The sequence below is a fragment of the Vibrio sp. Hal054 genome, assembly GCF_037162405.1.
In the GTDB taxonomy this organism is placed as follows: domain Bacteria; phylum Pseudomonadota; class Gammaproteobacteria; order Enterobacterales; family Vibrionaceae; genus Vibrio; species Vibrio diazotrophicus.
In genome coordinates, this window is the sequence record NZ_JARLUT010000002.1 from 104,112 (window position 1) to 129,245 (window position 25,134).

At 45.1% G+C, this 25,134-nt stretch carries 24 protein-coding genes; 13 read left to right on the top strand and 11 right to left on the bottom strand.

The genetic code is table 11. The features are described 5' to 3' along the window. Window positions 1-110: 110 nt before the first annotated feature. From P4S58_RS16465 to P4S58_RS16495, 7 genes are all read right to left on the bottom strand, one after another. Complete coding sequence (locus P4S58_RS16465) at window positions 111-326, bottom strand: DUF3820 family protein (RefSeq protein WP_042481593.1); 216 nt, start codon at window positions 324-326, stop codon at window positions 111-113. Between the two features lie 118 nt (window positions 327-444). After that, the gene (locus P4S58_RS16470; RefSeq protein WP_337164748.1) at window positions 445-2,127 is read right to left on the bottom strand and encodes a BatD family protein; all 1,683 of its coding nucleotides are present in this window, start codon (window positions 2,125-2,127) and stop codon (window positions 445-447) included. 2 nt (window positions 2,128-2,129) lie between these two features. Further along, the gene (locus P4S58_RS16475) at window positions 2,130-4,007 is read right to left on the bottom strand and encodes a vWA domain-containing protein (protein WP_337164750.1); all 1,878 of its coding nucleotides are present in this window, start codon (window positions 4,005-4,007) and stop codon (window positions 2,130-2,132) included. Continuing rightward, window positions 4,000-4,968: a vWA domain-containing protein gene (locus P4S58_RS16480; RefSeq protein ID WP_042481244.1), complete on the bottom strand. Its 969-nt coding sequence runs from the start codon at window positions 4,966-4,968 to the stop codon at window positions 4,000-4,002. Before P4S58_RS16480 ends, P4S58_RS16475 begins: the two co-directional genes overlap by 8 nt. Before the next feature lie 3 nt (window positions 4,969-4,971). Beyond that, on the bottom strand, window positions 4,972-5,439 hold the full coding sequence (locus P4S58_RS16485) for a DUF4381 domain-containing protein (protein ID WP_337164753.1): 468 nt from the start codon (window positions 5,437-5,439) through the stop codon (window positions 4,972-4,974). A gap of 10 nt (window positions 5,440-5,449) precedes the next feature. Continuing rightward, complete coding sequence (locus tag P4S58_RS16490; RefSeq protein ID WP_337164754.1) at window positions 5,450-6,373, bottom strand: DUF58 domain-containing protein; 924 nt, start codon at window positions 6,371-6,373, stop codon at window positions 5,450-5,452. A 10-nt stretch (window positions 6,374-6,383) separates the two neighbouring features. Beyond that, window positions 6,384-7,340, bottom strand: coding sequence for an AAA family ATPase (locus tag P4S58_RS16495; protein ID WP_042481236.1), 957 nt, complete (start codon window positions 7,338-7,340; stop codon window positions 6,384-6,386). 314 nt (window positions 7,341-7,654) lie between these two features. Here P4S58_RS16495 and P4S58_RS16500 point away from each other — a divergent pair, with 314 nt between their 5' ends. Both P4S58_RS16500 and P4S58_RS16505 read left to right on the top strand, forming a co-directional pair. After that, a complete protein-coding gene (locus P4S58_RS16500) occupies window positions 7,655-9,571 on the top strand; it encodes a methyl-accepting chemotaxis protein (RefSeq protein ID WP_042481234.1) in 1,917 nt (638 codons plus the stop codon). A gap of 74 nt (window positions 9,572-9,645) precedes the next feature. Continuing rightward, window positions 9,646-9,846, top strand: a complete 201-nt coding sequence (locus P4S58_RS16505) for a chromosome partitioning protein ParA (RefSeq protein ID WP_042481231.1) — start codon at window positions 9,646-9,648, stop codon at window positions 9,844-9,846. A gap of 87 nt (window positions 9,847-9,933) precedes the next feature. Here P4S58_RS16505 and P4S58_RS16510 read toward each other — a convergent pair whose 3' ends face one another. Beyond that, the gene (locus tag P4S58_RS16510) at window positions 9,934-11,247 is read right to left on the bottom strand and encodes a methyl-accepting chemotaxis protein (RefSeq protein ID WP_042481229.1); all 1,314 of its coding nucleotides are present in this window, start codon (window positions 11,245-11,247) and stop codon (window positions 9,934-9,936) included. A gap of 275 nt (window positions 11,248-11,522) precedes the next feature. On the opposite strand from P4S58_RS16510, the gene P4S58_RS16515 reads away from it, so the two are divergent. Further along, window positions 11,523-12,002 carry a GNAT family N-acetyltransferase gene (locus P4S58_RS16515; protein ID WP_042481589.1) on the top strand — a complete coding sequence of 160 codons (480 nt, stop codon included), beginning with the start codon at window positions 11,523-11,525 and terminating at the stop codon, window positions 12,000-12,002. Window positions 12,003-12,090: 88 nt separating this feature from the next. On the opposite strand, the gene P4S58_RS16520 is transcribed toward P4S58_RS16515, so the two are convergent. Continuing rightward, a complete protein-coding gene (locus P4S58_RS16520; RefSeq protein ID WP_337164757.1) occupies window positions 12,091-13,797 on the bottom strand; it encodes a phospho-sugar mutase in 1,707 nt (568 codons plus the stop codon). Between the two features lie 364 nt (window positions 13,798-14,161). Here P4S58_RS16520 and coxB point away from each other — a divergent pair, with 364 nt between their 5' ends. Genes coxB through P4S58_RS16540 form a run of 4 tightly spaced genes read left to right on the top strand, consistent with a single transcriptional unit; the run spans window position 14,162 to window position 18,500 of the window. Continuing rightward, complete coding sequence (gene coxB, locus P4S58_RS16525) at window positions 14,162-15,349, top strand: cytochrome c oxidase subunit II (RefSeq protein WP_102965801.1); 1,188 nt, start codon at window positions 14,162-14,164, stop codon at window positions 15,347-15,349. Window positions 15,350-15,372: 23 nt separating this feature from the next. Next, window positions 15,373-16,983 (top strand): cytochrome c oxidase subunit I, encoded by a 1,611-nt coding sequence (ctaD, locus tag P4S58_RS16530; protein ID WP_237292147.1) that lies wholly within the window; start codon window positions 15,373-15,375, stop codon window positions 16,981-16,983. A 24-nt stretch (window positions 16,984-17,007) separates the two neighbouring features. Then, window positions 17,008-17,619, top strand: coding sequence for a cytochrome c oxidase assembly protein (locus P4S58_RS16535; RefSeq protein WP_337164758.1), 612 nt, complete (start codon window positions 17,008-17,010; stop codon window positions 17,617-17,619). Further along, window positions 17,616-18,500 (top strand): cytochrome c oxidase subunit 3, encoded by an 885-nt coding sequence (locus tag P4S58_RS16540; RefSeq protein WP_337164759.1) that lies wholly within the window; start codon window positions 17,616-17,618, stop codon window positions 18,498-18,500. The genes P4S58_RS16535 and P4S58_RS16540 overlap by 4 nt, the downstream gene beginning before the upstream one ends. 16 nt (window positions 18,501-18,516) lie before the next feature. On the opposite strand, the gene P4S58_RS16545 is transcribed toward P4S58_RS16540, so the two are convergent. Further along, a complete protein-coding gene (locus tag P4S58_RS16545) occupies window positions 18,517-18,741 on the bottom strand; it encodes a DUF2909 domain-containing protein (RefSeq protein ID WP_337164760.1) in 225 nt (74 codons plus the stop codon). Between P4S58_RS16545 and P4S58_RS16550 the strand changes: the two genes are divergently transcribed. From P4S58_RS16550 to cyoE, 4 genes are read left to right on the top strand one after another with little or no spacing between them, the layout of a single operon-like run. Then, window positions 18,740-19,477 (top strand): SURF1 family protein, encoded by a 738-nt coding sequence (locus tag P4S58_RS16550; RefSeq protein ID WP_337164762.1) that lies wholly within the window; start codon window positions 18,740-18,742, stop codon window positions 19,475-19,477. The two genes, P4S58_RS16545 and P4S58_RS16550, sit on opposite strands and share 2 nt — an antisense overlap. Beyond that, window positions 19,474-20,019, top strand: a complete 546-nt coding sequence (locus P4S58_RS16555; RefSeq protein WP_337164764.1) for a hypothetical protein — start codon at window positions 19,474-19,476, stop codon at window positions 20,017-20,019. The genes P4S58_RS16550 and P4S58_RS16555 overlap by 4 nt, the downstream gene beginning before the upstream one ends. Window positions 20,020-20,027: 8 nt before the next feature. Then, entirely contained in the window at window positions 20,028-21,107 is a 1,080-nt protein-coding gene (locus P4S58_RS16560; RefSeq protein ID WP_337164765.1) for a COX15/CtaA family protein, read from the top strand. Further along, on the top strand, window positions 21,100-22,002 hold the full coding sequence (gene cyoE, locus P4S58_RS16565) for a heme o synthase (protein ID WP_337164766.1): 903 nt from the start codon (window positions 21,100-21,102) through the stop codon (window positions 22,000-22,002). The genes P4S58_RS16560 and cyoE overlap by 8 nt, the downstream gene beginning before the upstream one ends. 17 nt (window positions 22,003-22,019) lie before the next feature. Here cyoE and P4S58_RS16570 read toward each other — a convergent pair whose 3' ends face one another. After that, window positions 22,020-23,081, bottom strand: coding sequence for an MBL fold metallo-hydrolase (locus P4S58_RS16570; RefSeq protein ID WP_337164767.1), 1,062 nt, complete (start codon window positions 23,079-23,081; stop codon window positions 22,020-22,022). A 201-nt stretch (window positions 23,082-23,282) separates the two neighbouring features. Between P4S58_RS16570 and P4S58_RS16575 the strand changes: the two genes are divergently transcribed. Then, complete coding sequence (locus P4S58_RS16575) at window positions 23,283-23,891, top strand: TetR/AcrR family transcriptional regulator (RefSeq protein ID WP_337165810.1); 609 nt, start codon at window positions 23,283-23,285, stop codon at window positions 23,889-23,891. Window positions 23,892-24,068: 177 nt separating this feature from the next. After that, window positions 24,069-25,121 (top strand): 3-deoxy-7-phosphoheptulonate synthase AroG, encoded by a 1,053-nt coding sequence (aroG, locus tag P4S58_RS16580; protein WP_042481189.1) that lies wholly within the window; start codon window positions 24,069-24,071, stop codon window positions 25,119-25,121. The last annotated feature ends 13 nt before the right edge of the window (window positions 25,122-25,134 follow it).

Genomic DNA, 25,134 nt, shown 5'->3' on the forward strand with positions numbered 1-25,134 from the left:
ACCCGCTTTGCCTTAAGTTAAAATGTTTCTGCTGAGTTTGCTTCTCATCATTAAACCGCTATTGTCTGAGTTTTAAGTCTGGAGGAGGCTGAGCGGTTTACTCGGGGAACTCACATTCGTTTTAAAGGTTTTACCACACTGTCCAACCCTTCGATTTTTAGTGCCAGACAGAGTTGAAGCAATTGACCTAGCTCGCCTGCGGGCCAGCCTTTCTTATCAAACCACAACAGGTATTCTTCGGGTAGATCAATCAGTACTCGGCCTGCGTATTTGCCAAAGGGCATTTGAATGCGTGCAAGTTTGATGAGGTTTTCTTTTTCTAACATGAATGGAGCGCCGATCTGTTGCGTTATTTCTGAGTATTGTGCCATCTTTCAATGGCACATTGATCTTTTTCTTTTTATGGTCAGTCACCTTTAAGTCAAGATGACCGAAGCTCCTAGATTAGAGTTTAGCAAGGGTTACGGGTTTAACTTTACTGCGCTTTGCCTGATGTTTTTGAATACGTTCAACTAACTTTTCAAGTTCGTCCGTTTTGATCTCTTGAGGTGTCGAAGAATAGAGTGCCTGATTGATATCATTCAGCGCTTGATTGATCGCTACCTGTTCTTGCTCTTCTAGTACTACAGTGTTTAGCCAAGCTTTTATCGCAGCACTCATAGCAATGCCATCAACCTTGCCAGACAAGGCATTTTTGACAGCCTGATGTTCGCTTGAGCTTGTTGTTTCTGTGGAGGTTGATTGGTCTGACGCTGATGATTTAAAACGCCATGCAAGCACACCAGTGATCACCCAAAGTACCGCGAACAACGCAGTTAAATAAGGCCAGAAGCCCGCATCTTTAACAGTGATGGTTTCCACTTTTGTTGTGGGTTGGACAGGAGTAGGAGCCGCAACCAGTGGGGTATCATTTTGTTTAACGTTTAAGGTAAGCCCTGAAACTTTACTCGCTTGTTGTTGTTTTGCTGTGGTGTTCCACCAATCCACAGTTATTTCAGGCAAAGCAATATCGCCACTTTGACGTGGGATAAGTACCTGTTTCACTGTCATCACAACGTCTCCGTTATCCAGCGTTGTGAATTGAGGTTTCTCATCGTAAATACTTAGCGAAGTAGGGTAGCTGAGCTTAATGTTTGGCAACTGTTCTTGGGTTAGTCCCGCCACTTGCAGGTTCACTTCGCGGGTGATGGATTCGCCAACCTGAGTTTTGTAGCTGTCGCCAGAAAATGCATTTCCCTGACTGTCCGTCCATTTTTGAGTCAGGCTCAACTTACTCGTAGGGAGCCAAATACCCTGATAGTTTGACGGTTTAGGATTGACGGTAATCGAATATGTCTTCGCTTTAGTTTCAATAGGAACCAATCGGGTGCCACCGCTGTAGTTGCTACCGTAGACAATGGTGCCTTTGAAAACTGGCTCATTGAGTTGATAAGTCCCAGCTTCTTTTGCTGTGATACGAAAATCCTGATCGACGACAGTCACTTCTACGCCGTCTAACACCGTTTGATACTGATTGGCTTCACTGGCAGCGTTAAGTTCAAGCCCTTCAACGGCTGGTGGAGCGACGGTTGGATTTTGCAAACGACGTGGGTCTGCTTTGATGATTAAGCGAGCTTTCAGCAATGCGCTTTCATTCGGATAGAGTTCGGTTGTTGATAGTTGAGTTTGCACTTCAACCAAGTCATTAACCTCTGGCGCTTGTTCGTCTTGTGCTACCTGAATCGCGATTGGCTGAGTTTTTTGTCCGTTGAGTTCAAAGCTCGGAATCGTAACAATACCTATATGCGTGGCTGCGAGTGAAATTGTCCATTCGCTTTTGTTACTGCGCGTACCGTTAATGATATTGATTGATGAACCAAAACTCGGGCGTCCCAACAGGAAATCACTGCTTAATACGGTGAAATCAATATCGTCTGATGAGGCTTTTTGATCACTTACTACTCGTAGCTGAAAAACTTCGTTTTTTACGACTTTGTTCTTACTGACGCTTGCATAAAAGGATGCCGCTTGAACTGAAAAGCTATTCAAACTAAGAGCTGCAATAGCTAAGAATAGAGCAAGTCGTCCTAAGCGAGAGATGTATGCAAATCGCGGGGAACTAGCGAATGGAGAATGTAATACGTTCATCATTACCACTTTTTACCATCAGTTTGTGGAGGCTGTTTACTGTTAGCCTGAATAATCAATTGAGCACGCAATAGCTGACTTGGGTCGCGAGCGCTTTCAACTTTTTCCAGCTTCCTTAATTCAGGATCGATATTTTCAGTTGTCGTTGAGGTTGCCGTTGTCGGTTTTTCATCAGGCTGCGAATCCTGCTCTGATTGTTCGTCTTGTTTGTTGCTTTGGGCTTTGGCTTGAGCATCGGTTTGTTGAGTGGATTCTTTTCCACTGTTTGCATTTTTGTCTGCATCTTGGTTGTCTTGTGCAGAATCCTTACTCTGTTGGCCTTGTGACTTATCGTCTTGAGAGTTTGCTTGTTTCTGATCTTGCGACTGTTGCGCAACGTTTTGTTGTGGCGACTGTGAATCCTGCTGCTGTGATTCGTTGTTTTGCGATTGACCAGAATCCGAACCCGATTGAGACTGCTGTTGCTGTTGCTGTTGCTGTTGCTGTTGCTGTTGCTGTTGCTGTTGCTGTTGCTGTTGCTGTTGCAGGGCTTTTTCAACAACATCGAGATTGCTTTTAGCATCTTGGTTGTTTGGATCTTGCTGCAACACCTGTTGATATAGCGCTTTGGCTTTTTCCAAATCACCATTTTGAGCATACGCATTGGCAAGATTGTATTGTGTTCTCGAAGAGGGGTTTTCTACTTTAGAAAAGCTCTCAATTGCGCCTTTATAATCTTTGTTCTGATAACGAGCGACACCTTGCCATTCCGGATCGGTAAATTGCTCGCTGGCAGTTTGATAATCTTTGTTATTAAAGGCTTCCATCGCTTGTTGATTGCTGTTCTTCCAAGGTGAACCACTATTTAGCCAAGATGCGGCGCTTGCATCTGGCGACATGACACTGAATCCTGTGGAGAGAACTGCAACAAAGATCAGCCCACAGCGGAAAAGTAGTAATGCGGGCACGATCAACAGAGGAAGTAGCCAATAGCCATTGTTGACGTTTTCAGTCAGCGTCTTTTTATCGTCTTTCTTGCTCACATCTTGCTTCAAACCTTGTTCAGACAAGATACGTGCAACATCTTGACCATTCGCTTGGTATGGCGTGAAAACACCGCTGACGTTTTTCGCCAGAGACTGCATGGTTTCAAAGTTGGTTTTGGCAACGACGGTTTGTCCATTGTCGGTTTTCAGAAGTGAACCATCACTGAGTGTAATTGGCGCACCAGAAGCCGTACCAATGCCCAATATCACTAGCTTAAACTGTGTACCAGATAGTTCATTTTCGATGCCTGATTGTTCTTGCTCATCAAGATCATCGGTAAGCAGGATGAGTTCACCGCGTGCCATCCCTGCGTTTCTAAGCATCTCAATAGCCAGTTTCACACCTGATGCGGCATTGGCTCCCTGATAAGGCATGATGTCAGGGGATAAATTAGGCAGCAAGTTAGCGATGGTTGCACTATCGCTAGTCAGCGGGCTAACTGTGTACGCATCACCAGCATAAGCGACTAAGCCTGTGCTGCCTTCTGTCCAACCTTTAAGTAAGTCGAGCGCTTTGTAACGAGCTTGAGTTAAGCGATTGGGTTTAATATCCGTCGCGTACAGTGACAAAGACATATCCATGACCAGAATACGTGCGTTGCTATTGGTGTAGCTTGGGCGTGTTTGTTTCTCGAAACTTGGCCCCGCTAAAGCAATTACAGCAATTAACCAACTAAGCGCTATCAATAAGAGAACAGACTTGGTTTTGTTGCGATTTTCGATTCCCAGCGCACTGGCTATATGGTTGGCGATAAGCCCTTGGCTTTGTTTATGGGTTGCAAGCCAAAATAGAATTGCGGCTAGGGGAACAAGTGCTAAAAGCCATAAAGGAGTAAGGAACTCGAAATCAGACATGGTCTCTCCTTACGATAAACAAAATGACAGACAAAAGCAGCGCAACTGCTAGTGGATAGCCAAACCACTCAGTTTGTGGACGCCAAGTCTGAGTTGCCTGACTAATTGGCTCCAGTGCGTTGATGGTGTCATAAATGGTCGCGAGTTCTTTTTCATCACGAGCACGGAAATATTGACCGCCAGTGATTTTGGCAATCTCCATCAAGCTCTTTTCATCCAGATCTTGAGCAGTGTTAACTTTGCGGGTGAGGAAGAACTCTTTCACCATCATTTCGCCTGCGCCAACACCCACAGTGTAGATGGTCGCGTTGTACTTCTTAGCAATTTTGGCGGCTTCAATCGGGTCAAGAACACCAGAGGTGTTACTACCATCACTGAGTAAAATCATTACACGCTGGGGTGCGTCGCTATCTATAAAGGTTTTGGTTGCGAGGCCAATACCTTCGCCAATTGCGGTCTTTGTACCGATCAATCTTAGTATGGCTTGATTTAATTGCTGGCTGATTGTCTGGCGGTCTAAAGTCAGCGGTGTCTGCAAATAAGCGTGATCAGCAAAAAAGATCAAGCCCAGCCTGTCGCCCTCGCGCTTGCTGATGAAATCACTCAAAACCTTTTTAACCGCTGTGAGCCTGTCAATGTAATCGCCGTCGGATTTCATATCCTCTTGGCTCATTGAGTAAGAGAGATCGACAACCAACATCATGTCGCGATGTTTTGGCGAAGTGGTGACAGGGTCGCCATACCAAACCGGGCGACAAACAGCGGCAATCAGGCATAGCCAGATCAATACGGCTAACAGTTTGCCCAACCATTGTTTAGGCGGTGCGACGGTATTTTGTTGAGGTAAGTAGGGCAACTGTATGGCTGCCCTTTCCTTTACCGGAGGTAAAATACGATGAATAACTAGCGGCAGTGGCAATAGAACAACTAGCCACCACCATACGAACTCAATATTTGCCAACGCTCAAGTTTCTCCTTTTTGCGGCGGCAACGCTGTGTTCACCCATTGATAGCAATCCGCCACCAAATCTTGTGCATTTTCGACTTTTTGTTTTTGATACAAAGCCTTCTGCCAAGTTTCCTCATTTTTAGTAAAAATTGGGGAATCAACTTGGGAATCCAAAAATGCATACCAATCTGGGCCAGTTAAATGAGCAACCTGCTCACGCGGGTAATAACATAACGCTGCTTGACGAACCAACTCAATCGCTGATGATGGAGTTTGATGTCCTAGTGCTGGGTTAAGCAAACGCAAAGCGGTTTTCTTCGGCGCCATACGTTTCTTTTTAGCACGGACAATTAAAGCGATACTTACCAGTACCAAGACAATGGCGAATAGACTTGCCCACCATCCCCAAGAAAGTGGCAGCCATGAAGGTACTTCAGGTAAATGCAAATCGCTAAGATTGAGTAAATTTGATGATTCTTGCATATCTTTTAAATTATCCAGAAAGTTGTTGTAGCAAAGATATATCGCTAGAAAGAGAGCGGTAGTCCATTTCCATAGATTGGCTCAATGATTCTAATTCTAATTTTCGAGAATCAAAGGCATTTTTGATGCTTAGACGGTCAGATTTGGACGAAAAGTTAAGCCAGCGCGCATTTTTGCCATCGCTCACTCTCTCAATTCCTCTAAATTGGGTCTCACCTTGTTCAAGGGGATCAAAAATATGGACTAACTTTACGCGATTGTGCTTACGTAACTGGTTGAATAATGGTCGGAAAGAATCCTCATAATTAACAAAATCGCTGATCATTATTACCTCGCTGCCTTTCGGGCAGAGACGGTTTAATGTCATTAAAACGGTTTGCATGGAACTGGGTGCCGAAGTTCCTGAAAGTGCTTGTTGTTGACACTCAACCAACTGGGCGATGATTTGCAATGGCCCTTTGTTTCTGCTGGTTGGTTTGATTTCAACGAGGTTTGAACCTGTGTCAATTACTGCACCAATGCGATCTTTCTCTGCAACGGATAACCAACTGATCAAACTGGCTATATGTGCAGCCTGTACCGATTTGAGTAACAGAGAAGAACCAAACTGCATGGTCGAGCTTAAATCCACATAGAGAATCACGGGCTTTTCCCGTTCTTCAGAAAACAATTTGGTGTGCGGTTTACCTGTGCGGGCTGTTACACGCCAATCAATGGCACGAATATCATCACCCGGTTGATATTGGCGAACTTCGGCGAAGTCCATACCTCTTCCAAGTTGTTTGCTTTGGTGTTGACCTAAAAGCTGTGACCATAAACTTTTGGCAGGCGGCAACCATTTCACCGTATGTTGCTTGTAGGGTAGTAGCTCTTCGAGACAAAGATGAACGCCATCAGCATGTGCGGGTAAAAGTTGTTTTACAGACTGAGCCATAATGCTTGCCTTACGCGCTGCCAACCAGAGTCAGTAAGTGGGTAATGACTTGGTTTGGATGTACGCCTTCCGCTTGTGCCTGATAGGTCAGCAATAAGCGGTGTCGCAAAACAGGAAACGCCATTGCTTGTACGTCTTCAGGACTTACGTAGTCGCGACCCTGAAGCCATGCGCGTGCGCGTGCGCAACGGTCGAGAGCGATAGTCGCTCGTGGGCTGACACCCATTTCTAACCACTGTGCGAGTTTTGAATCGTATTGTTCAGGTTTGCGAGTCGCCATCACCAAACGCACCAAGTATTTCTCGATGGTTTCCGCCATATGAATGTTCAGCACTTCTTGGCGCGCAGCAAATATTTGCTCTTGGGTTAACTTCGGCAGATTCGGTGAAGCTTGACCTTTCGCTTCACCGCGGTTTAGGCGAAGGATCTCTAGTTCATGTTCTGCGTCAGGATAATCCACATTTAAATGCAGCAGAAAGCGGTCTAGTTGTGCTTCCGGCAATGGGTAGGTACCTTCTTGCTCGATCGGGTTTTGCGTTGCCATTACCAGAAACAGTTCAGGTAATCGATAGGTTTTTCTGCCAGCAGTAATTTGCTTTTCTGCCATGGCTTCCAGCATCGCAGCCTGAACTTTCGCCGGTGCGCGGTTAATTTCATCAGCAAGGACGAGCGAGTTAAAAATAGGCCCAGGTTGGAAGTTAAACTCACCTGTTTCAGGGCGAAAGATGTCCGTACCCGTTAAGTCTGCGGGTAGTAAGTCTGGCGTGAACTGAATGCGGTGGAAATCCCCTTCAATGCAGTCTGCCAACGACTTCACCGCGCGAGTTTTTGCCAAACCCGGAGGCCCTTCAACCAGAATATGACCGTCTGCTAGTAACGCGACCAGTAATTGCTCAACAAGAGCTGATTGACCAATAACCTGTTGGTTTAAGTGCTGCTGTAGCGAATGAAAGGTTTCTGACTGCATGAAATCCTAATCTCCTTGATAATCTTGTTCTTAGTGAGCCTGAAACTCAAAAAGTTCCTTGTGAGACAAGATATTCGTTTGTTTGGATAAATATTGAACAAACGGATGAATTATAAGATGTTGCTTGATATTCAATACATGGAGTCTGTTTCCACTTTTCTAAACCTTTTCAAAGAAATAAAAGTACATAGCAGCTTTCGGCTTATTTGATTGATAAATTTGGTGAATTAATTGCCGTTTCACCATAAAGAATTATGCTTTAAAGTCGATATAACGTTCGTTAAAAATAAATCGCCAAAATAGGTAAAGAATAGATGCTCAAATTTAGTAACGTCAGCATTAAGACAAAGGTAGTCGCAGGTATTACCTTTGCGGTATTGGCCTCAACAATTATTGTCGGGGTAATGGCACAACGTCAGGCAAGAGACGTATTGGAGCACCGATTGGTGGACATAGAGCTTCCGTCTATGCTTCAACAGATCAGCAGCTCAGTGAATAGCGAAGTGACACAACTTCTATTGGCTGCTGAACAGATCACTCACAGTGAATTTATTAAGAAAGCGATTGCCACTAAGAATATTGATTCTGGTGATGAAGCTATGCTGGTTAAGCAGCTAAACAACATCCGTACTCAGTTCAAATTGAACGATGCGTCTGTGGCGAACCGCAAAACAGCATACTACTGGAACCAAAATGGTTTCCTGCGTGAACTGAACAAGCAACAAGATGGCTGGTTCTACGGTTTTGTGAGCTCTGGTAATCCAACCATGGTGAGCATGTTCCAAGAAGCAACGGGCGAAGTGAAGATGTTCGCTAACTTCCAGGATGTGAACGGCGATACTATGTCAGGTTTATCTAAATCGATGGATGACATGGTGAAGTTGCTTAACAGCTACAAGATTGAGCAAACGGGCTATGTGTTTCTTACCGACGCGAAAGGCGAAGTGCAGATTCACCGTGAAAAATCGAAAGCTAAGTCTAGCCTGAGCCAGTTGTTTGGCGCTGAGACGAAAAATTTGCTTAACAAATCTGGTTTCAACTTGATTACGGCACAACATGATGGCGTTGATGTGTTCGTTGCGAGTTATTACGTGAAGTCTATGGACTGGTTCGTAGTGGGTACTGTGCCAGTGAACGAAGTGTTCGCAGACTTAAACGATGTTGCTCACCGTATGTTGATCACGACCATTATTGTTGCAGCCATCTTTATTGCGATGGGCTTGATTCTGGCGAGCAGTATTGCAAACCCAATTCGTCAAATTGCGATTCGCTTTACTGATTTAGGCAAAGGCGATGGTGACCTTTCTCAACGAATCGAAGTTCAGGGCAACGACGAAATTGCACAACTTTCTTCTGGCTTTAACGGATTTATCGAGAAGATTCATCAGTCGATGAAAGAAGTGGCGTCAACCAGTCATGCATTGCAAGAAGCGGCAGAAACGGTGTCTACTAAAGCGCATACCACGCATGACAACAGTCAGCAGCAACGTGACCAAACGATTCAGGTCGTAACGGCCATTAACCAAATGGGCGCAACCATTAGTGAAATCGCTTCAAACGCAGCAACCGCAGCTGAAACAGCGAACCAAGCGACGTCGAACACCGAAGTGGGTCGTACTGTGGTGAATCAAGCGAAAGATGCGATTGCTCGCCTAGCAGATGATATTGAAAACATTGGTCAGGTGGTTAGCCAGCTTGCGTCAACCACTCAAAATATCGGCTCAATATTGGATGTTATCCGCGACATTTCGGATCAAACTAACTTACTAGCGCTAAACGCGGCCATTGAGGCAGCGCGTGCCGGTGAGCAAGGCAGAGGCTTTGCAGTTGTTGCTGATGAAGTTCGTAATCTCGCAAGCCGTACCGCAGCATCTACCGAAGAAATTCAGAAGATGATTAACCAGCTTCAAAGCGACGCTAAAGACGCGGTTTCTGCGATGGAAGCAGGCAAGTCAGTAACTCTGGAAGGTGTTTCTTCTTCTGATGAAGCGGTTCAAGTACTGATCGGTATTTCTGAGCGTATCCACGATATTTCAGACCGAAATACACAGGTGGCAACAGCAACGGAAGAACAGTCGACAGTGGTTCATACCATCAACATGAACATTGAAGAAATTAACTCTATCAACGAGATCACAACGGGCACGGCCGAAGAGCTTGCAGGCGCAAGCCAAGAGCTTCGTGAACTCTCAGCACGTCTAGATAAGATGGTTGGTAGCTTTAAGCTCTAGTATCCTGCAGGGGAGTTGGGTTAAACTTCTCCCCAGTATTTGATATTTAGAACTTTGAAGTTTAGGTAAGAATAATGAGCGATTTTGAAAAAGAACTAGAGCAGATGACTCAAGAAGCAGGTAACGAGGCAGAAGTTTCATTACCAAGTATTGAAGAACAGAAAGCGATAGTCGCAGAACTTAAGCGTTTGGAAGCGGAAGGTAAGCTAACTCCAGAAATTCTGGAACAGCACTTTGGGAAATTTAACGCGAAAAACGAAGCACCTATTCACTAAACTTGCTTCCTCACTATGCGATATTGATAGTGACAACATTCCAATAAAAAGGTCTAGTTTAGCTAGACCTTTTTTAATGACTAGGCCTTACAGTTGCTGATTGAACTGACGAACCGCTTCAACGACGCGAATGGCGCCTTGCTCTACTTGCTCTATTACTTGTCCTGCTTGGGTTGATAGATCCAGAGCTTCGCCTGCTTGAGATTGACACACTGTAACGAGTTCAACTGCTTTTGCGGTAAGTTTCATATTTTCAGCCACGACGCTCACAATTTCTTCGGTTGTGTTATTGGTTCTTGAAGCAAGTTGACGAACTTCATCTGCTACCACAGCGAAGCCGCGACCTTGTTCACCAGCACGCGCCGCTTCAATTGCTGCATTAAGCGCCAACAGGTTAGTTTGATCAGCGATACCGCTTATGCTGCCAACCAAATCGCTAATGCTTTTAGAATGCTCATTCAGTGCTTCGATATCTTTGCTTGCCTGCTTCATTTGTCGCACTAAGTTATCCATCTTAGCGATGATGGCGGTAATAACCTCTTGTCCTTGTATTGTTTGGTGTCCGGTTTCTTCCGATACGTTGAACGCTATTTGTGCAGCTTCCTGAGCAGCCATCTCCTGATGAACTTGCTCTGTGATAACAGTTGCAAACTTAACTACTTTATAAAGTTCACCAGCGTCATCATGAATAGGGTTGTAGGAAGCTTCTAGCCAGACCACGTGCCCATAGTTATCGACACGTTTGAAACGATCCGATACAAACTGGCCTCGCCCCAGTTTTTTCCAAAACTCTGCGTATTCTTTTGAGTTAGCTTCCGTCGTTTCACAGAAAATTCGGTGATGTTTACCTACGATCTGCTCGCTTTTGTATCCCATCGTTTTCAAGAAATTCTCATTAGCACGAAGTATGGTGCCATCTAGAGAAAACTCGATAACCGCCATTGAACGGTTTATCGCTTTGAGCATATCTTCATGCTCTCTGGAGGCTGATATGGTTCGAGTTAACTCTGTGGCATAAACAGAAAAACGAAGCAGTTTTTTCTGCATGTCAAAGATCGGCTGCAAAATGATGCGCAACCATGCTTCCTGACGGTTTGCCTTAGTAATTTGTAATGCGCCGTTCCAGTGATGTTTCTGCTCTAATGCGCTTTTTAGTTTCTGAAAATGCTTAGTTTTCTTCGCTTTCTCTGGGACTAAGGAAGTGAGGTGAGAGCCTGATATTGTCTCAAGTCTAATTCCAAGCTCTTGTTCAAAATTAGCGTTAGTGGAAATAATTTTACCTTGAGGATCTAACGTTAACCTCAACATGTCCTCATCGAGGCTCTCTCGAACTTGTTCCAGTGGATAAAGTTTCTCTTTTAATTCTTGGTTTTCTTTTTGAAGTGACTTATTAAAAAACATAGTAACCTTAGCTTTGTTTAAGCGCCGATCTCTAGTGGGGGAGTTACCTAAATCTTGTCTAGGTAAATAATAGTTATATTTATCATTCAATATTATTATTTTGTCTAAAGCTTGAGTCTGTCAAAGTTAATTTTGGATTTAGTGGTCTTATGTGTTCTTCATTCATAAGCTTTAAATGTCAGGATTATGCTCAAGTTTTAGCTCAAGAAAGGTATGCCGAATTTTGGTACGGATGCAGTTTAACCGAACTAGGAGATAAAGTGATTATTCGCTTGATGCAGGAAGGTGATTTGTCTGAAGCCGCGTTGGTTCACCAATCAGCCTTTACCAGACAACGTCGTTCGTTTGAATGGCTACAGTGTAACTTAAAGGCTTTCCCTCGATATATGATCTATGTTGCCGAGCTCGATGAGCAACCAGAGTCCAAAGTGGTGGGTTATATTATTTGGGTTCAGAAAAGCGGCTTTAGACCGGAAGCTGTATTGGAGTTAGAGCAACTGGCTGTGCTGCCTGAATGCCAGGGACAAGGAGTTGCAAAAGCGTTAATTTTGGAATCTTTGCCGTTGGTTAAGCAGCAATTGGCTGAGCAGGATTCAGTGCTCAAGCATGTGCTCGTTACCACAAGAGCAGATAATTTTGCCCAGCAGTTATACAAAAAGACATTAGGCGCTGAAGTAGAAAGCACCATTTCCAATCTGTATTCAGCAGATGAGGTGTTGATGATAGCCAGAAACGTTGGCGACACTATTCAATAATTGCGCTTCAGATACCTGATATGAAAAGAGACAAAACCGAACTCGCTTTTGTCTCTTGGTTTATCACTGTTTGATAGCTCGGTGACGTTTATCTCAAGCTGTTCTGATGCTCACTGATCAGCAGTGACATTTGTTCTTCTGCCCTTTCTTGCGCGCTCGCAAAGCTCTCGTTTTTAGCGAAACTGCCAACCACCTCGTAGTAGCATTTGAGTTTCGGTTCTGTGCCGGAAGGGCGAACAATAACGCGTGAGCCGCCTTCTAAGTGGTAGATCAGCACATCACTGCTAGGCAGGTTGATTGTCTGCGTTTTTCCATTGCTGTCTGTGCGCACAGAGTGTTTTAAATCCTCGGTAACTAAAATTTTCTTACCAGCAATTTTTTTCGGAGGATCTGCTCGAAGCAGTTCACCCACTGGCGGGTAATCAGGGTCAAGCGCAATACTACGTTGAGCATTAATGTACATACCATGCTCGCGGTAGATCTCTTCAAGTTGATCCCAAATCGTTTTGCCTTGGCTGTAGAGTTCTGCTGCTAGTTGTGCAAAAGCGACCAAAGCGGATAAACCATCTTTGTCCCAAACGGTATTACCGACCGTGTAACCAAGTGCTTCTTCGTAAGCAAACAGGAATTTGTGTTCATCACTTTGCTCTTGCATTGCAATGTTAGTCAGCCATTTAAAGCCAGTCAGTGTTTGGTAGTACTTCGCACCATGCGTTTTTGCCACTTTGCTTAACAGGCTGGAAGAGACAATGGTATTACCCACTAACTGGGATTTTGCATCGGTTTTACTAAGCAAGTAATGACCGAAAAGAGTACCCACCTGGTCACCTGTGAGCATTTGGTAACTTCCATCGGGTTTGCGTACCGCAACAGCAAAACGGTCAGCATCTGGGTCGTTAGCGCAAGCAAGTTCCGCTGAGATCGAATCAGCCAGTTCAATCACCATATCCATCGCGCCCGCTTCTTCTGGGTTAGGGAAGTTAACGGTTGGGAAAGTACCGTCTGGTTCGCGTTGCTCTTTTACACTCATCACTTTCTTAAAGCCTGCATCATGGAGAAGATCTTCCGCCATGTTTGCGCCGACACCATGCATTGCCGTGTAAGCAATAGAAATGCTGCTTGGGTCGGTATGATGAGAAAGCAGAGGATTACTGTTTATCGCTGTACGGTAAGTTTGGTAGTAATCCTCACGTAACCAAACCAGCAGACCTTGGCGCTCAGCTTCGGAATGCGGCATCAAAGGAATCACGCGGGTTGCTGCAATATCAATCTCTTGTGCAATACCAGAATCGTGCGGGGGAATTATTTGAGCGCCGTTTTCCCAGTAGACTTTAAATCCGTTGTACTCAGGCGGATTGTGGCTCGCTGTTACCACAACTGCTGCCGCTGCGTTGAAATGCTTCACACCAAAGGCCGCAATTGGAGTAGCCGCCACTTTATGGGTTAAGTAAACCTTTATGCCTAAAGCACTTAAAACTGCGGCTGTGTCATGCGCAAAGGATTTGGAATCTGTGCGGCCGTCATAGCCGATCACCACGCCACGCTGTTTGGCATTCTCGACGTGTTTCACTAGGTATTCACCAAGACCTAAAGCGGTTTGTTGAATCACTAAACGGTTCATTCGGTTTGGACCACAACCTACTTTTCCTCGCAGACCTGCTGTACCGAATTCGAGTCGGCATTTAAAGCGGTCTTCTAACTCTTCATATTCTTTATGGTCAATCAGATATTGCAGTTCTTCCCGAGTCTTAGGATCAGGATCTGCTGATAACCATTGTGTGACTTTTTCCATCATGATTGCCACCTTGTGTATTAATTTGAGCACGCAGCATAATTGATATTTATTCTCATTTATGAGTGCGCAATCGCTAAAACCTGTATTAAACCTTAGGTCAACAGACGCCAGTCGTTAGATTTAAATATCTTCATGAGTTTTAAAACTATTCTAGGACAGTTTTTGACAACCCACTTTTATCAAACTGTTTTGATATTTTCTTGAACAAATCTAAAACCCTAACTAGCCTTTACTTAATATTTTGAAATAACAAAAAATTAACAAATGTAACAATTGAGTCAAATTTGCTGTTTGTGTCGATTCACGTTCTTTGAGTTGAAGAACAGAGAGGTGTTGAAGTACAGCGAGGCAGAGGAGAGAGCTCTTGAGAAGATTTGTAACCGATCTGTGGCTGCCAATGGTTGGGCTGTTACTCAGCTTTTCCCCACAGGTTTTTTCTGCAGAACGAGCATTAAACATGACACCGGGTGTTACCGAAATTAGTGGTAAGGTGTATGAGCTACACATGCTTATTTTTTATATATGTGTCGCGATAGCTCTCGTGGTCTTTGGTGCCATGTTCTACGCCATTTTTAAGCACCGCAAATCGAAGGGAGCGGTGGCGGCTCATTTTCACGAAAGTACCAAAGTCGAAATTATTTGGACGATTATTCCAATCATTATCTTGGTCGCCATGGCGATTCCCGCAACGAAAACTTTAGTTGCGATGGAAGATACTTCTCAATCTGACCTCACAATCAAGATCACCGGTTCACAATGGAAATGGCATTACAGCTATTTTGAGCAAGACGTGGAATTTTTCAGTCTTTTGGCGACATCGCAAAAACAAATTCAGGGCGAAGAAACCAAAGGAGCACACTACCTTCTAGAAGTGGATCAGCCTTTGGTTTTGCCGACTGAACGTAAGGTGCGCTTCTTACTGACATCTGATGATGTGATCCACTCTTGGTGGGTTCCGGCTTTTGCCGTCAAGAAAGACACCATTCCGGGATATATCAACGAAGCTTGGACGCGCATTGATGAACCGGGCGTATATCGCGGTCAATGTGCTGAGTTGTGTGGTCGAGCTCATGGCTTTATGCCAATTGTGGTTCAGGCAATGGAGCCAGAAAAATACGACCAATGGCTCGCGGATAAAAAAGCCGAAATTGCTGCTGCCAGACAAGAAGCCGAAAAAGCACTGCAAAGTTCAATGTCTTTGGATGAGCTGATGGCTATGGGCGAGAAAGTTTACATGGACCGCTGCTCTGTTTGTCATCAGCCGACAGGTTTAGGTATACCGGGTGCTTTTCCTGCCATCAAAGGCAGTCCTGTGGCAACGGGGGATCTAAGTGCTCATCTTGATGTGGTCGTTAATGGTCGTTCGGGAACAGCAATGCAGGCTTTTGGCAACCAGTTGAGTGATAAAGAACTGGCTGCTGTGATCAGTTATCAACGTAACGCTTGGGGTAACAACACTGGCGATGCGGTTCAAGCATCCGATATTAATGCGTTTAAGTCACAAGGCGCTGGAGCTTCTGGTCAATCGGGTAATGGAGGACAAGGACAATGATTCACAAGGAAAAATCGGCTCCAATGGCGGATGCTGATATCTCGAATCCAGATACCGGTTCCGTTGATCATGGCGAAAGTGAACATGAACATCACGTACCTAAAGGTCTAGGGAGATGGATCTATTCAACCAACCATAAAGATATAGGCACTTTGTATCTCTGGTTCAGCTTCACCATGTTTTTGATTGGTGGCGCAATGGCAATGGTGATTCGTGCTGAGTTGTTCCAGCCGGGTTTACAGTTGGTTGAACCTGACTTTTTCAATCAGATGACCACTGTTCACGGTTTGATTATGGTGTTTGGTGCGGTAATGCCAGCATTTACAGGGCTTGCAAACTGGATGGTGCCTCTAATGATTGGCGCACCGGACATGGCTTTGCCAAGGATGAATAACCTCAGTTTTTGGATTCTGCCATTTGCCTTTTTAATTCTTCTTGCATCACTGTTTACGGAAGGTGGCGGCCCTAACTTTGGTTGGACATTCTATGCGCCGCTATCGACAACCTATGGCCCAGACAGTACCGCATTGTTTGTTTTCTCGGTGCATATTATGGGTATCAGCTCGATTATGGGGGCGATTAACGTCATCGTGACCATAGTCAACATGCGAGCGCCGGGTATGACATGGTTTAAATTGCCGTTGTTCGTTTGGACTTGGTTAATCACAGCGTTTCTCTTAATTGCGGTGATGCCAGTGTTAGCTGGGGCGGTCACTATGGTTTTGACCGATAAGTATTTTGGTACGAGCTTCTTTGATGCGGCTGGTGGTGGCGACCCTGTGATGTTCCAGCATATTTTCTGGTTCTTCGGTCACCCTGAAGTGTACATCATGATTCTGCCATCCTTCGGCATTATCTCTGCCATCGTTCCTGCTTTTAGTGGCAAAAAATTGTTTGGCTATCATTCGATGGTTTACGCAACCAGCAGTATCGCGCTGCTTTCATTTTTGGTTTGGGCTCACCATATGTTTACCACTGGTATGCCGGTGTTTGCCGAGCTGTTCTTTATGTATTGCACCATGCTGATCGCCGTCCCAACCGGAGTAAAAGTATTTAACTGGGTTGCGACCATGTGGCGAGGCTCGCTAACGTTCGAAACGCCAATGCTGTTCGCGATTGCCTTTATTGTGCTGTTTACCATAGGTGGATTCTCTGGGCTGATGCTGGCAATTGTGCCTGCGGATTTCCAGTATCACGATACCTACTTTGTGGTGGCGCACTTCCATTATGTTCTGGTTTCTGGTGCTGTGTTCTCGATTATGGCGGCGGCTTATTACTGGCTGCCGAAATGGACAGGGCATATGTACGATGAGCGCCTCAGTCTGTGGCATTTCTGGTGTTCTGTTATCTCGGTCAATGTGCTGTTTTTCCCAATGCACTTCTTAGGGTTGGCGGGAATGCCAAGACGTATTCCTGATTACGCGATTCAGTTCGCCGACGTAAACCAGATTGTTTCGATTGGTGGCTTTGCCTTTGGTTTATCACAACTGATTTTCTTGTGGGTTGTGATTAAGTGTGTGCGGGGAGGAAAACCTGCACCGGCTAAACCTTGGGAAAGAGCTGAAGGATTGGAATGGACGGTTCCAAGCCCTGCGCCGCACCATACATTCTCTACACCACCCAAAGTGGAATAGTTGGGTGGATTAGGAGCGTGAAAAATGGACAACGAATCACTTAAAAGCAAGAACCGACAACTGATAATAAAACTGACCATTGGTACTGTGCTGATGTTCGGCTTTGGTTTTGCCCTGGTGCCTTTGTACGACGTGATGTGTAAAGCACTAGGCATCAATGGGAAAACCAACGAAGTGGCGGCAGTTCAACCGACAACCATGGTGGTAGACGAATCGCGCACGATTCGCGTTCAGTTTATGGCACATGTCAGTAATGGCATGCCTTGGAATTTTGAACCTAAAGTTTCGCACATGGACGTGCATCCTGGGCAGGTGATACAAACGGCTTTTTTAGCTAACAACTTTTCCAATGACGAACTTGTCGGTCAAGCGGTTCCTTCGGTATCTCCGGGGCAAGGTGCCAGTTACTTCAATAAAATTGAGTGTTTCTGTTTTAATCAGCAGCCACTGTCGGCCAAGGCAGATGCTGAGATGCAGCTGATATTTTATATCGAGCCGGATATTCCCGATTCCATTCATACCCTCACGCTCTCCTATACCTTGTACAACATAACGGAAAAAGCAGAGCCTCAACTGGTCAAAACAAGCCAAAGTGCTCACGTGAACGGCGCACCAACGCAAGGAGCAAATCTATGAGTACTAAACACGATTCTTACTATGTTCCGGCTCAAAGTCGTTGGCCGATTATCGGCGCTGTAGCTCTGTTTTTGGTGGCGGTGGGTGCCGGTTTAACAGTGCAACATGTTGGCACTGATGGTGTGGGAAGTGTCTTTGGCAAAGCCATTTTGATTATCGGTTTTATTGTACTGCTCAGCATGTTGGCGGGCTGGTTTAGTAACGTAATTGGTGAATCACTAGCGGGATTGTATTCCAAACAAATAGCCCGTTCATTTCGTCAGGGAATGAGCTGGTTTATCTTTTCGGAAGTGATGTTCTTTGGTGCATTTTTTGGTGCTCTGTTCTATGCGCGAATGGTGGCTGTCCCTTGGTTAGGCGGTGCCAGCAACAATGCCATGACCAACGAATTGTTATGGCCGGGTTTTGAAGCGATATGGCCACTGATTACAACGCCAGCAGGGGAGACGGTACAAGCCATGCCTTGGCAGGGGATCCCACTCAAAAACACCATTATTCTGCTGATGTCTTCGATTACTTTGCACATGGCACACATCAGTTTAGAGAAAAATCACCGCATGGCACTGATTGTATGGCTGGAAATTACCATCGTTCTTGCTGGATTTTTCTTGTATTTCCAAGGGGTTGAATATGCTCACGCTTATCAGGAAATGGGACTGACTCTGCAATCTGGAGTGTATGGTAACACCTTCTTTATGCTCACGGGTTTTCACGGCTTACACGTTTGCCTCGGCACACTGTTTTTAATTGTGCTGCTTGCGCGTATCGCGAAAGACCACTTCACGCCCAAAGATCATTTCGCGTTCCAAGCGGGCAGTTGGTATTGGCACTTTGTCGATGTGGTGTGGTTGTGTCTGTTTGCCTTTGTCTATGTCTTATAAGCACAGCGTTAACGCTTTAGTGAGGTGTGTGGTTGGGGTGAAGCCAGCCGCTGAGGAGAGCAAAAATAAGCAAGATAACGACGAAAGCTGAAAATATAAGGCGTCGCCCAAGGTAATAGCTCATCGGGCGCTCATCGTCATCATTGGGTTCTCTAACCATCTGAATTAAGGCGCGAGCAAGGTTGAATATGATGAACAGCAGAAACAGAACCAAAATGATTTTTACAACAAGTGGCAGCATGTCTGATCCTCTAAAGAGTCGAGTGTTGTCTATGAAAGTAATCTTAGGTGCTGTTTTAACTGTGGTTGTGTTTCTGTTATTGGTCAAATTGGGTTTCTGGCAATTGTCGCGTGGCGAAGAAAAACAGGCGCTTGAGCAGGAGTTGTTGCTTCGTCAGCAGATGGAACCGATCTCTTTAGGCATGGCTTTAGAAAGGTATCCAGTCTCAGATTTGACGGGCTTGCAGGTGCGGGTTTCTTTCTCGCCAGTCAGCAACATGACATTTCTGCTCGACAACCAAACCTATCAAGGGAAAGTCGGCTATCTGGCTTACCAACTGGCAAAAGAGCGAAACGGGCATTGGATGTTGATCGAAAGGGGCTTTGTTGCAGCAACTAACGATAGACGCGTCTTGCCGGAGGTTAATTGGCTTGTTGAGCCTCAAGAGTTAGTTGGGCGTCTGTACCAAAAATCCAATAATCCACTGAGTTCGGATTTGAATATTGAAAGTCAGACACCGCACCGTATTCAGAACCTAAACATTGAGCAGCTTTCTCAGTGGTTGGGAGAACCCATTTTGCCAGCTCTGTTTCAACCACAGGAAAAGAACTGGCCGTATGCACAGCCATGGGTTCCTTTTCCTCTCAGTGCAGAAAAACATTTTGGCTACGCCGTGCAGTGGTTCACCATGGCAGCCGTATTGCTAATCATTGTTTTGCTTATCTGTGTCAGAGTTTTTAAAGCAAGGAGGCCATGATGAATTCAAAGACCAAAGGGCGTTTGATGTTGCTAGCGATTGTGTTTTTCTTTGCGCTTCCTGCCGTAGTGGCAAAGACGGTCTTAACTAACCATTGGTATCAGTCAGGAGTCACCAACAAGGGGGTGTTGATTGAACCAAGAATCACCTTGAGTTCATTAGGGTTAGGAACTTCGGCACAGGACAAGCTTTGGCGCGTAGGGTATGTGGTTCCCAAGCAGTGTGATGAGCAGTGCCAACAGCACATCTATATGCTGATGCAAAGCCATACTGCATTGGGCAAAGAACAGGGCAGAGTGGAACCTGTATTACTGATTGAACCTGAAAGTGACATCCAAAGTGTTGAGCACATCTCCGTTGAGAAATTGGCGGTCAATCAAGCTTTTATAGCGGCTATTGAGAACTCTGAAATAGTCATCGTCGATCCGCTTGGTCAACTGGTTATGCATTACCCCAAAACAGACCCCTCGCAACTGGTGATGCAAAGCAAAAGTGTGCTGGCGGATTTACGTAAGTTACTCAAACTTTCTCGCGTTGGGTGAGGTGGACGATGACCAATTCCAATACAGGGTTAATTCGATTAGTTAAGTTTGCGCTGTTGTTAACGCTGACCGTAATTGCATTGGGTGCTTATACTCGTTTATCCGATGCTGGATTGGGCTGTCCTGACTGGCCGGGTTGTTACGGTCACTTCACGGTTCCGCAATCTTCCCAAGCGCTGGAAAAAGCAGAGCTGTTATATCCTCATCTCGATGTGGAGCCGCATAAAGCTTGGCCGGAAATGATTCATCGTTATTTTGCCGGCACTCTTGGGTTGGTGGTGTTTTTAATCACTTTTCTCTGTATTAAAACCCGCCCTGTGGCGATAACCCTGCCTCTGATGATTGCAGCAGTTGTGATTTTTCAGGCCTTACTCGGTATGTGGACGGTAACCATGATGCTGCTGCCGATAGTAGTGATGGGGCACTTACTGGGGGGATTCACCTTGCTCGCCAGTTTGTGGTTATTGTTGTGGCAGTTACAACGGACGTCAGCCTCTGAAAACAGCGAATTTAAAAGTACATCAACATTATCTTCCTCTTTGAATCTTAAGCTCGGGGCGGTACTTACTATGGCGGTGGTGGTCGGGCAGATCATGCTTGGTGGCTGGACATCGTCTAACTATGCGGCGTTGATGTGCAGCAGTTTGCCAATATGTGAAGGTAACTGGCTCTCTTATCTGGATTTCAAAACAGCCTTTACTTTGATCCATCACGGACATGACAGCTATGAGTTCGGCGTACTGGAGTACGGTCCAAGACTGACTATCCATGTATCACATCGGTTTGGCGCTATCTTGACCATCTTAGTCGTTTCAGCGTTAGCGTTTCGTTTATGGAAAGTCGGCCTGCTTTCTCTATCGAAAATGTTGTTAGGCGCGCTTTTGGTTCAGGTTGTTCTCGGCGTCAGCAATGTGGTTTTCAATCTGCCTTTAACGATTGCAGTTATGCACAATTTGGGCGCAGTTCTGCTCATGATCGCAGTACTCAAATGCAACTATCAATTGTGGTCTTCTCTGCCTGTGAGCCAAGCAATCATTGACGCTAAAGCCAATTCTAAAGTTACAACAAGGAGTGTTTCCCATGAATAAGTCGGTCACTGTCGCATCTGGTATCGCCGTATCTCCTTCTCGATGGAGAATCTATTGGACTCTGACCAAACCTAAAGTGGTCGCATTAATGCTGCTTACCGCTCTGGTCGGAATGTGTTTAGCCCAGCCAGACGCGCTTCCTTTGCAAGCGGTGGTATTGGGGTTGAGTGGCATTGCCTTGATGGCAGGCTCTGCGGCAGCGTTCAATCATCTGATTGACCGAAGAATCGATGCGATTATGGCGAGAACGTATCGTCGTCCGCTACCTTCTGGAGAGATTCAGGCTTATAAAGTTTTTGCATTTGCTATGGCGATTGGAATCGCGGGATTTGTCGTGCTCTATGCTGGGGTAAATGCATTGACCGCTTGGCTGACATTTGCCAGTTTGTTGGGGTATGCGTTGGTTTATACCGTTTACCTTAAACGAGCAACACCGCAGAATATTGTGATTGCTGGTTTGGCTGGCGCAATGCCGCCACTATTAGGCTGGACAGCAATAACCAATGAACTGCACGGCCATGCTTGGTTATTGGTGATGATCATCTTTATCTGGACGCCACCTCACTTCTGGGCTTTGGCGATTCATCGCAAAGAAGATTATGCCAAAGCGGATATCCCTATGCTGCCGGTGACGCACGGAGTGGAATACACTAAAACGTCGATTCTGCTCTATACAGTATTACTGGCAATCGTCTGTTTGTTGCCAGTCTCGGTGGGAATGAGCGGGGTGCTTTATTTTGTTGCATCCACTATTTTGAGCATAGGGTTCATTTATTCAGCATGGGTACTGAAATATCGCTCAGATGAGCAGTCAGCCATCACCACATTCAAATACTCTATCTATCATTTGATGATGTTGTTTATTGCGCTGCTGCTCGATCACTACTTCGTGTAAGTAGTGAAATGAGACGTTTATGAGGCAGAGTTAAAGCAGTTTTGTACTGATGGCTCTGCTTCCATTTCCACTTCAAGTTGTTCCCACCATCTCACCGATTGAAATGATTCGTTTAACGACATACGTTGACCAATAACAGGCGTGACCAGAGTAACGCCTAAAGATCTTGCGAGATTCGATGCTTTCTCAAGTGGTTCATACCAACGGTGCATCGACAAATCAAAAGTACTGTTGTGAATCGGCATCATCATTTTGCCTTTCAGATCGATATGCGCCTGTAAGCTTTGGCGAGGAAACATATGCACTTCAGACCAAAGTTTGTTGTAAGCGCCAGTCTCAATCATGGTTAAATCGAAAGGGCCGTATTTATTGCCAATCTCTTTAAATCCGCTGAAATAGCCGGAATCTCCACTAAAGAAAATCGACTTTTTGCTGCTGCGAATCACCCAGCTTCCCCATAGGGTCTGATTGCGATCCGTCAAGCCTCGGCCTGAGAAGTGTTGAGTAGGTGTGAAAGCAAATTCAACAGAACCTCGGTTCGCACTTTCCCACCAACTAAATTCCTGAATCTTGCTGGCAGGTACGCCCCATTTCTGCAATAAAGCGCCCACTTTTGAGGGAACGAGAAAGTGGTCAACTTTCTTCGCCAAGCTTTTTACTGCGGCTTTGTCTAAGTGATCGTAATGGTCATGGCTGATTAACACCACATCAATGGTTGGCAGATCCTGAATGGAGATGGGTGGCTGGTGGAAACGTTTTGGTCCTGCCCATTGCACTGGCGAAGCGCGGTCACTGAAGACAGGGTCGGTAAGGATCCACTGACCATCGAGTTTCATCAAAATAGAAGAGTGACCAAGTCGATAGACCACATCATCGTTTTCAACTTCTAGCTGTTCGTTAGTGATACTTTGCACTGGGATCGGCTTTTTTGGCACTGTATCCTCGTGTTTCTCAGTCAGATAAGCCCAAGAGATAGCTAAGAAATCGCGAATGCTGTTTTTGTTATCCACTTCGTGGTTAGCAAATTTGCCATCAAGTGCTGCTGTATCTGAGACTTGATTGTTTTCAACTGTATTCATTGTCTTTCTCCTGTAGCCAAGTGAAAAGTTTCCTTACTTCTGAGCTCTATGATCGAATAGAGATATGAAACGTTTGTGACGTTTCTTAGAACTTTTAAAGTAAACTATACGGTGTAGTTTACGTATTTTTAATGAAAAGTAAACTGAGTAGTGTAATATTGCTGTCAGAATTATTTTTCAAGACATATGCAGAACACAGTGATGAAGAAAACTCGAAGTGAACTAAAACGTGAAGCGATATTGTTGGCAGCAAAGGAAGCTTTCCGAGAGTTCGGGGCACAAAGCACCAGTATGGATAAGATTGCGGCGTTAGCTCAGGTTTCCAAGCGCACAGTGTATAACCACTTTTCGTCAAAAGAAGTGCTGATCATGACCTTGCTGGCAGACTTGTGGAGTGCAACGGCTAACCTTGTCGATTCTGATCAGCTAATGTCACTGCCAATGGAAGAGCAGCTAGAACAACTGCTTTACAGCGAAATAGAAATTCTGTCGTCAAATGAGTATGTCGACCTAGCGCGAGTGGTGCTCGGCTACTATCTTTATCGCCCCGATGAGTTGATTGAACAATCTGAACTGATGGCAAAAAAAGAAGGTCAGATCCTCAGTTGGCTTAAACATCAGATTTCGTTAAAAAACCTTGATATTCAGGATGTTGATCTCGCTAATGGTCAGTTGCACAGCCTAGTTAAAGGTGGCTGCTTCTGGCCGCAAGTTATGGGGATTAAATCCAGTTTGTCAGACCAAGAAAAGCGCTATTTGGCACAACAAACCACGTTATTCTTCATCAGTCATTACGGGTGTAAAAAATAAGTTACACCATTTCTATTTTGTAAATATTTTCTGCATATTGCATTTTATTTAAAATAATGGTTGCACTCATCTGCCTAGGTGGATTAAGTTACGGACTGAGGAAACGAGACTGCCAAGGGATTTGCTATTCACCGTTCAATAGCACCAGCAGCAAAGCAAAATAGGAAGAAGTAAGCGATGTATCAAACCGACGATGTAAATATTAAACGAATTAAAGAATTATTACCCCCAGTTGCCGTATTAGAAAAATTTCCAGCGACTGATGTTGCTTCTTCAACAACGTTTCAAGCGCGCCAAGCAATCCACAATATTTTGAATGACGAAGATGACAGACTACTCGTTATTGTTGGCCCATGTTCTATCCACGATACAGAAGCGGCGATCGAGTACGGTAAGCGTTTGAAGAAACTGCGTGATGAGTTAAGTGGTCAACTTGAAGTTGTGATGCGTGTTTATTTTGAAAAACCGCGTACAACAGTGGGTTGGAAAGGTCTGATCAACGACCCATACCTTAACGATACTTACAAGATTAATGACGGTTTACGCATGGGTCGCAAGCTATTACTTGATCTGACTGACATGGGCATGCCGACTGCGAGTGAATTCTTAGATATGATCACTCCGCAATACGTGGCTGATTTAATTAGCTGGGGCGCTATCGGTGCTCGTACGACTGAATCACAAGTACACCGTGAACTGGCTTCTGGTATTTCATGTCCGGTTGGTTTTAAAAACGGTACTGATGGCAACATCAAAATTGCTTCTGATGCGATTCGCTCAGCTGAGTCATCACACCACTTCCTATCAGTCACTAAATTTGGTCATTCAGCGATTGTTGAAACAGCAGGTAACCCTGATTGCCACATCATTCTTCGCGGTGGTAAAGAGCCGAACTACAGCGCTGAACATGTTAGTGACATCAAGAACCAACTGGAAGCGTCTGGTCTGCGTCAAAAAGTGATGATTGACTTCAGCCACGCTAACAGCTCTAAACAATACCAACGTCAAATGGTTGTAAGCGAAGATGTGAGTGCACAAATCGCTGGTGGCGAACACGCAATTTTCGGCGTGATGATTGAGTCACATCTTGTTGAAGGTCGCCAAGACTTAGTGGATGGTCAAGCGCCGACTTACGGTCAGTCGATTACAGATGCATGTATTGGTTGGAATGATACTGAGACTGTATTGCGTCAACTGGCTGATGCGGTAGAAAAACGTCGTAAAGGCTAATGCATAAATGCTT